This is a genomic window from Pseudomonas sp. yb_9 (assembly GCF_043103635.1).
GTDB classification, from domain to species: Bacteria; Pseudomonadota; Gammaproteobacteria; order Pseudomonadales; family Pseudomonadaceae; genus Aquipseudomonas; species Aquipseudomonas monteilii.
In genome coordinates this window covers 1-7,469 of sequence record NZ_JBICKA010000014.1, presented here as the reverse complement: position 1 = coordinate 7,469, position 7,469 = coordinate 1, and the positions used below count along the sequence as shown (strand labels likewise).

The following is a 7,469-nucleotide window of genomic DNA, read 5'->3' as shown; positions in this document are numbered from 1 at the left end:
CCAGCCGAGGCCCCATGGCCGTGTTCTGGCCCAGCAGCTCGAAGACGCGCTGCAGGGCCGTGGGGTCGGCCAGCGTGGCGGCCGACAGGTTCAGCGCCAGCACCTGGTCATGCCCACGCAAGTGCGCCAGTACTTTCTCCAGCACCAGCACATCCAGCCGTGGCATCCAGCCAAAGCGTTCCAGCCAGGGCAGGAAGCGGCCCGCGGGCAACGCCTCGCCCTGGCCATCCTTCAAGCGCGAAATCACTTTGTGGTGCAGAACCCGTTGTGCCGTGCCGGCGTCCACCACGGGCTGGAAAAACAGTTCGAAATGCCCATTGATAAAGGCTTGGTCAAGCCGCTCATGCCAGTCGTGCTGGCTGTCCGCCGCAACGGCAGCCACGCCTTGTTCAAGGCACACCCAGCCTGGCGTCGGCTGGTTTTCGGCACGGGCCAGGGCTTCGTCGGCAAGCTTGAGCAACGCCTGTGGTGCATCACCGGGGCTGAAAGGCGCAAGGCCGATGCAGGCAACCGGGTCGATATCACTGGCGCCGGTCTCGTGCAGGCTCTGCAGCGTCGCTTCCAGCGCCTGGGCAAGGTGTACCGCTTCCTCATGCACCATGCCCGGCGCCAGCACAGCAAACTCGCCGCCACGGCTGCGGGAAATCAGGTCGTTGGTTTCCGGGAAACTGGCACAGGTACGGCGCAACTGCTCACCCACAGCTTGCAGCAACTGGTCGGTGCGCTGGCCACCCAGTCGGGCGTTCAAACCCGCCAGGCCTTGAACGCGCAGCAACAGCAGGTAACCCGCGCGCGCTTCTTCCAGGTTGCTCACCCGGGTGTTCAGTTGCATCTCGAAATAGCGGCGGTTGGACAAGCCGGTCAAACTGTCCTGGTACGACTCGGCACGCAGCCGCTCGCTGCGCTCGGCCTGCTCGGTGAACAAGGCCTTGAGCTTCTCGACCATCTGGTTCATTGCCTGCACCACGCGACGCAACTCCGGCGTACGCGGCAACTCGGGCAGGCTTAGGAATTCGCGACGGGCAATGGCGTGGGATTGCTCGACCATGTAGTCCAGCGGCCGCAACTGGCGGCGCAGCAGCAAGGCGCCGAGCACGGCACTGGCGGCACCGCACAGCAGCAACCAGCCCAGGCTGCCCAGGGCGCTTTGCCAGAGCTTGGCAATGGCGAACATCGGGTGGCTGATCACTTCAACGCGCGCGGCCTGCTGCCAGCCACGGCTGACGATGGCGTCCCCGCCGGCAGCCTCCAGGCCGATCAGGTGCACGAACCAGCGCGGTACACCGCCAGGGTCCGGCTCGGCGTGGCGCTCCACCAGCACGGCATTGGAACCCAGGTCGACGACCTTGATGCTGGAGTAGTAACCACTGTCGAAGATCGAACTGACCATCAGCTCGACCATCGCCGGGTCGTCGATATTAGGCGTCAGTGACAGCGCCAGTGCGGTCGCAGCATCCTGGGCATGCGAGCGCAGCTGGTTGACGTACTGGCTGCGCGAGCTTTCCAGGCTGACCATGAAACTGCCACTGAAGGCGACCACCAGGAACAGGCAAATGGCCAACAGCAATTGTTTGAACAGTGACATCTGTGCTCCTTCAGTAAACAGGCTCGGCCGGGAACCCTTCGGCCTGCATTTTTTTCAGCAAATCCTGCCAGCGTGACAGCCGCTTGGTATCGCCGACCTTCTTGTTGCCCGCAGCCCCCGTCAGCCACAAGCCCTCGCCATTGAACGCGTATACCGGCAACAGGTCAGTACGCTGGCTGGCCGGCTTGATGGCGTCCATCAGGCTATCGAGCACCAAAGGCTGGGCCTGTGGGCTTGAATAATAGGTCAGCACCATATGTGCCCGGTTCTGCCGCAACGCCTTTACGTAGGTGATGCGCAGTTTTTCGCTGGGGATGCCCATGCGCCGCAGGCTGAAATATTTGGCGATGGCGTAGTCTTCGCAGTCCCCGGCGCCCTTGATCAAGGCCTGCACCGGTGTGGCCCAGTAATCGACCTCATGCCAGAGGTCGATGTCTTCGACATAGCGCAATTGCTGGTTGAAGAAGCGGTTGACCACTTGCAACCGCTCAAGCTCGCTACCCTGCTTCTGGGTAGCCATCAGGTTCTGCCAGGCATCGATGCGCCCCTTCCCGGCCCCCAAGGGGCCATACAGGGCCTGCGACTTGCGGCTGATCTGGGAAAAATCCCAATCCGCGTGCAAGCCGCCCAGCAGCAGACTGCCCAGCAGCGCGGCAAAGCCGACACATCGCACAACGGTTTTGAGCACCCAGGATATCGCCACTGCGAAGCCCTGTTCAGACCAGTCGAAAGCAGCGATGGTGGGCCCTGCCACAACAAAAGACAATGGCACGCTGCAATCATGCACCCGCTTGTCAGCCCGCCTACACTTTCTGTTTATAACCTTCTATAGGTCGCTTCCTTTGGCAGGCGACTTCATCCACCATAGCCGCGCTTTTGGGGCGCCCGTTCCATTACAGGTGCAGGTTTGACAATTCCCATGGGCTGTAACTAGTGTCATTGGATCCAACTTTAGTCATCGTTGAGGCAGACGTCGCGTGGCCGAGAAAATCAAATTGAGCAATGTGCTGGCCAGCGAGCAGCTGTTGCCGCACCAGGCCCGTGGCGTGATCGAAGAACGCCTGCGTAGCGCCATTCTCGATGGGCGCTTGCCGCCAGGTACTGCCGTGCGCCAGCAAGAACTCGCCACCTTGTTCGGCGTCAGCCGCATGCCCGTGCGCGAGGCCCTGCGCCAGCTGGAAGCACAATCGCTGCTGAAAGTGGAAATGCACAAAGGTGCAGTGGTTGCGCCGTTGATCGGCGAAGATGCGGTGGACACCTATGCCCTTCGTGTACTGCTTGAGAGCGAGGCACTGCGCCAGTCCATCCCGCTGCTGGATGCCAGCGACATCGCCAGCGCCCGTGGGTATATCCAACTGCTGGAAAACGAAACCCGCCATGCCGAAATCGGCCGCCTGAACCGCCTGTTCCACATGTCGCTGTACAACAAGGCGCCAAATAAAAAACTGCTGCGCCTGATCGAGAACGAACTGAACGAAGAGGAACGCTTCCTGCGTTTTCATCTTTCGTCCATGGGCTTGGGCAAGCTCACCCAGGATGATCACAACGCACTGGTGGATGCGGCCAGTGACAAGCTGGTGGATGAGGCGGTAACAGTGCTGGAACAGCACCTCAATAATGGCGCGCGGGTAATCCGTAATTACCTGGATACGCAGTTGGGGCGCTAATCCGTCGCCGGCTTCAGGGGCGACGCGAGCTGATGGGTTGCAAATTGATCCTGCCCCGCCAACAATGAGACTAATTATCATTCATGTCCATTGATGCCGGCGCCCTCCTCCATGCCCAGCAACGACTGCGTGCAAACGCTCTATAGTGACCACCATGGCTGGTTGCACACCTGGTTGCGCGGCAAGCTCGGCAACGCCGCCGATGCCGCAGACCTGGCCCAGGACACCTTCGTACGCCTGCTGCAGCGCCGTGAGCAGTTGCAGCTGAATGCTCCCAGGGCCTTCTTGCGCACAGTAGCGCGCGGGCTGGTAATCGATCACTGGCGCCGCGAGGAGCTGCACAGGGCCTACCTGGAGGCGCTGGCCCATGTACCGGAAGCGCAGGCCCCCTCTGCAGAAACCCGCGAGCTGCTGCTGGAGTTGCTTGAGCGCATTGCACGCATGCTCGACGGCCTCAAACCCAAGGTACGACGCGCCTTCCTGCTGGCCCAATGCGAGGGGCTGAAGCACCAGGCCATCGCCGAACAGATGGGAATCTCCGTCCGCACGGTAGAACGCTACATAGCCGACGCGCTCTACCACTGCTACGTGCTGCGCTACGAAGCCGAGTGCTGAAGCGATGGCCGCCGCACGCCCTGATGCAAAAGTGGTCAAGCAGGCCATCCAGTGGATGCTACGGCTTCGTGAAAGCGGGCATGACCCGGCTCTACAATCAGAATGCGCACAATGGCGCAATGCTCGGCTCGAACACGAGCAAGCCTGGCAACGGCTTGCACACCTGTATCAAGACCTCGACTTGCGTGCCATACCCGGTGCCGGGCTGGCGTTGCAAACCCTGGAAACCAGCCAGCAACGCCTGCACAGGCGGCAGGCGCTGAAGCTGCTTGGCGGCGTTGTTATGGCGGGGTCGGCAACATGGCTGGCCAAAGACATCGATGCCGTCAGTGCATGGGCCTCGGACTATGCCACCGGCACGGGCGAGCGACGCGCTTTCACGCTGCCCGATGGCTCACTGATGCAACTCAATACCCACAGTGCAGTGGACCTGGCCCTCAGTGACCAACAGCGTCTGGTCTACCTGAAGCACGGGGAGCTGATGATCACCTGCGGCTCTCGGCATTCCTTGCGGGTACAAACACGTGACGCGCTGCTAGAAGGCTTCGAAGGGCGCTTTGTGGCCTACCAGGACAGCGACTGTACGCGCGTCAGCGTCAGCCACGGCAAAGTCGCGATTCATCGACCTGGCAATGGCCAGCTGCTGTGGATCGAAAGCGGCCAGAACTGGCGCCTGGATGCTCAAGGCGCGCACCGGCTCGCACACATGGACATGGATGCGATGGCATGGGCCGAAGGGCTGATCGTGACCCAGGACATGCGCTTGGCCGACTTCCTCGCGCAGGTCAGCCGTTATCGTCATGGTTATCTGGGCTGCAGCGAGGAGGTTGCTGATCTACGCCTGTCGGGGGTGTTCCGTCTCGAAGACCCGGAGCAACTGCTGCAGTTGCTGCCGCAGACGCTGCCCGTAAAGCTTCGTCAACGTACACGCTGGTGGGTACGCGTAGAGCGCCTGGCCTGATAAGGCCTTATCGATTTCTGGCGGGTTTTGAATCCCGGTCCGGCTAGGACAGTAAGCGACCCCTTCTGTCCTCAACCCTTCAACGGACCCTTCATGTCTATCAACCCGGTGTTAATGCACACGTTCCAACCAAATGATCTTCGACCTGCCCTGCAATCTGTACGCTTACGCCAATCCATCCGGGCTGCCCTGTTTGGGACCGCCTTGGGCCTGGCAACCGCTTCGCAGCTTTCCGTAGCAGCTGAAACGGCCCAGGTGAGTCATCACTACGCAATCCCGGCCGGCCAGCTTGCTGAGGTACTCAATCAGTTCGCTCGCCAGGCCGGCATTACCCTGTCGGGTACGCCTGAGCTTACCGATGGCCTGCAGTCCAACGGCCTACAGGGGCAATACGCTAACGATCAGGCGCTGCGCCAACTGCTCAATGGCAGCGGCCTGGAGGCCGTCAGCCAGGACGGACGTAGCTATGTGCTGCAGGCACAGCGCCAGGACGCCGCACTGTCATTGCCCGACACTGATATCCGTAGTTTCACCCTTGGCAATGCACTGGGCAGCATGGAGGGCTACAACGCCACCCACAGCCAGGTGGCGACCAAGACCAGCATGCCGTTGGTCGAGACTTCCCAATCGGTGTCGGTGGTTACCCGCCAACAGATGGATGATCAAGGCTCGCAGACCGTTGCCCAGGCCATGCGTTACACGCCAGGGGTACTGACTAACCCTTACGGTGCGACCCACCGTTACGACTACGTGGCCATGCGCGGCTTCAACGACGGCTCTGTGGATAACATCTATGTCGATGGGCTCAAGTCCATGGGCGACAACGGCACCTACAGCACCATGCAGGTGGACCCGTACTTCCTTGAGCGCATCGACATTCTCAAGGGGCCATCTTCGGTACTGTACGGGCGAAGCTCACCGGGTGGCCTGGTAGCCCTGACCACCAAGAAGCCACTGTTTACTCCCTACCATCAGGTTCAGGCCACGGTTGGTACCCAGGGCCAGCGGGGGACGGGTTTTGATTTCAGCGGCCCTGTGGACGATGACAAGCGTATCGCTTATCGACTGACAGGCCTGGCGGATGCTTCCGACACACAGTTCGACCACAGCAAGGAAGAACGCTACGCCATTGCACCGGCGATCAGCATCGACTTCACCGAAGACATGTCGCTCACGCTGCAAGCGTATCTGCAGCACGACCCTAACGGTGGTTACCACGGCGGCAACCCTGCAGACGGCATGCTGCACAAGCGCAACGGCTTGCGCCTGTCAGACCACTTCTTCGAGGGTGAGCCGGGCATCGACAACTACGAGCGCACACAGCAGTCCTTCAGCTACCAGTTCGAGCACCGTTTCAACGATGTGTTCACCGCACGGCAGAACTTCCGCTACCAGGATTCCGACGTATCCATGGACCAGGTGTATTCGGCCGGTTGGGCGGACGCCGACAGCAACATTCTCAACCGTGCCTACACCGGCGGCGACGAGCGCCTGCATTCGTACATCATCGACAACATGCTGCAGGCGGAATTCTTCACGGGTGCTGCCAAACACACCCTGCTACTGGGCACCGACTACCAGCGGCGCAAGGCTGACGTCACTTGGCGTTATGGCACCGTCGACCCGTTGGATGCCGGGAACCCGCAGTATGGCGATGGCAACCTTCAGGTACTGGGTGAGAACCGCTACCTGCGGCGTTTGCAGCAAACTGGCGTGTACCTGCAGGACTTGGTAGAGCTGGACCAGTGGCGCTTTTCTTTGGGGCTGCGCCAGGACTGGGTGAAGGTGTCTGAAGAGAATCGCGACAGCGATACCAAGGTCAGCGATCAGCGCTCCAAAATGACTACCCGGGCCGGGGTGCTCTACCTGTTCGAGAACGGCATTGCACCCTATGTCAGCTACTCGGAGTCGTTCAACCCCAACACCGTGTCCGACCAGGAAGGCCGTCCGCTGGCACCGACGGAGGGCACGCAATGGGAGGCTGGCATCAAGTACCAGCCACCAGGCAGCGACAACTTGTTTACCGCATCGGTATTCCGTATCGAGCAAGAGAACCTGGCGTCCAAGCAGCCTGACGAAGACTTCTATCGCCCTGTAGGTAAAGTACGTTCCCAGGGGCTGGAGCTGGAGGCGCATGTGCAACTGACCGACAGCTTGAAGCTGTTGAGTGGCTATACCTTTACCGACATCGAGTACGCCAAGGCGATGCCGAGCCTGGTGTCGGGCAACCTGGACAACAAAGGCAATTCGCCAACCCAGGCGCCGAAGCAGATGTTCTCGCTGTGGGCCGACTACAACATCCACCAGGGGGCCCTGGATGGCCTGCGGTTAGGCGGTGGCGTGCGGCATGTGGGGTACAGCTGGGTGGATGCGGAAAACAGCATGAAGGTGCCTTCCTACACCTTGTTCGACGCCTCGATCGGCTACGACTTGGGCAAGGTGGGGCTCAAGGGCGTGGATGTGCGCCTTAACGCCAACAACCTTACCAACGAAAGCTACATCACTTCCTGTGCCAGCCTGAACTACTGCTACATGGGTGAAGAGCGCAACGTCAGCGCCACGGTCAGCTATCAGTTCTAACGGTTATTGGTACCCGGAAAAGACAAAGCCCCTGTCTGCAGCGCAGACAGGGGCTTTGGGT

Annotated in this window: 6 protein-coding genes; 4 read left to right on the top strand and 2 right to left on the bottom strand. The window is 60.7% G+C overall.

What is annotated here, in order from left to right:
• Both ACF8MI_RS03980 and lapG read right to left on the bottom strand, forming a co-directional pair.
• On the bottom strand, positions 1–1,585 hold a 1,585-nt coding region (locus ACF8MI_RS03980; protein WP_392517372.1), incomplete at its 3' end, for a LapD/MoxY N-terminal periplasmic domain-containing protein.
• A 10-nt stretch (positions 1,586–1,595) separates the two neighbouring features.
• A complete protein-coding gene (lapG, locus tag ACF8MI_RS03975) occupies positions 1,596–2,357 on the bottom strand; it encodes a cysteine protease LapG (protein WP_177337141.1) in 762 nt (253 codons plus the stop codon).
• A gap of 205 nt (positions 2,358–2,562) precedes the next feature.
• Between lapG and ACF8MI_RS03970 the strand changes: the two genes are divergently transcribed.
• The 4 genes from ACF8MI_RS03970 (at position 2,563) to ACF8MI_RS03955 (ending at position 7,408) form a co-directional block, all read left to right on the top strand.
• Entirely contained in the window at positions 2,563–3,252 is a 690-nt protein-coding gene (locus ACF8MI_RS03970; protein WP_060501554.1) for a GntR family transcriptional regulator, read from the top strand.
• Positions 3,253–3,363: 111 nt separating this feature from the next.
• Positions 3,364–3,867, top strand: coding sequence for a sigma-70 family RNA polymerase sigma factor (locus ACF8MI_RS03965; protein ID WP_060501552.1), 504 nt, complete (start codon positions 3,364–3,366; stop codon positions 3,865–3,867).
• A 4-nt stretch (positions 3,868–3,871) separates the two neighbouring features.
• Entirely contained in the window at positions 3,872–4,828 is a 957-nt protein-coding gene (locus ACF8MI_RS03960) for a FecR domain-containing protein (RefSeq protein WP_060501549.1), read from the top strand.
• Positions 4,829–4,942: 114 nt separating this feature from the next.
• Positions 4,943–7,408 (top strand): TonB-dependent siderophore receptor, encoded by a 2,466-nt coding sequence (locus ACF8MI_RS03955; protein WP_200929444.1) that lies wholly within the window; start codon positions 4,943–4,945, stop codon positions 7,406–7,408.
• Positions 7,409–7,469 lie beyond the last annotated feature (61 nt).

Excerpts from the sequence above, each read along its gene's own strand:
- ACF8MI_RS03965 (WP_060501552.1), top strand. The coding sequence starts at position 3,364 with ATGCCCAGCAACGACTGCGTGCAAACGCTCTATAGTGACCACCATGGC.
- ACF8MI_RS03960 (WP_060501549.1), top strand. The coding sequence starts at position 3,872 with ATGGCCGCCGCACGCCCTGATGCAAAAGTGGTCAAGCAGGCCATCCAG.
- ACF8MI_RS03955 (WP_200929444.1), top strand. The coding sequence starts at position 4,943 with ATGCACACGTTCCAACCAAATGATCTTCGACCTGCCCTGCAATCTGTA.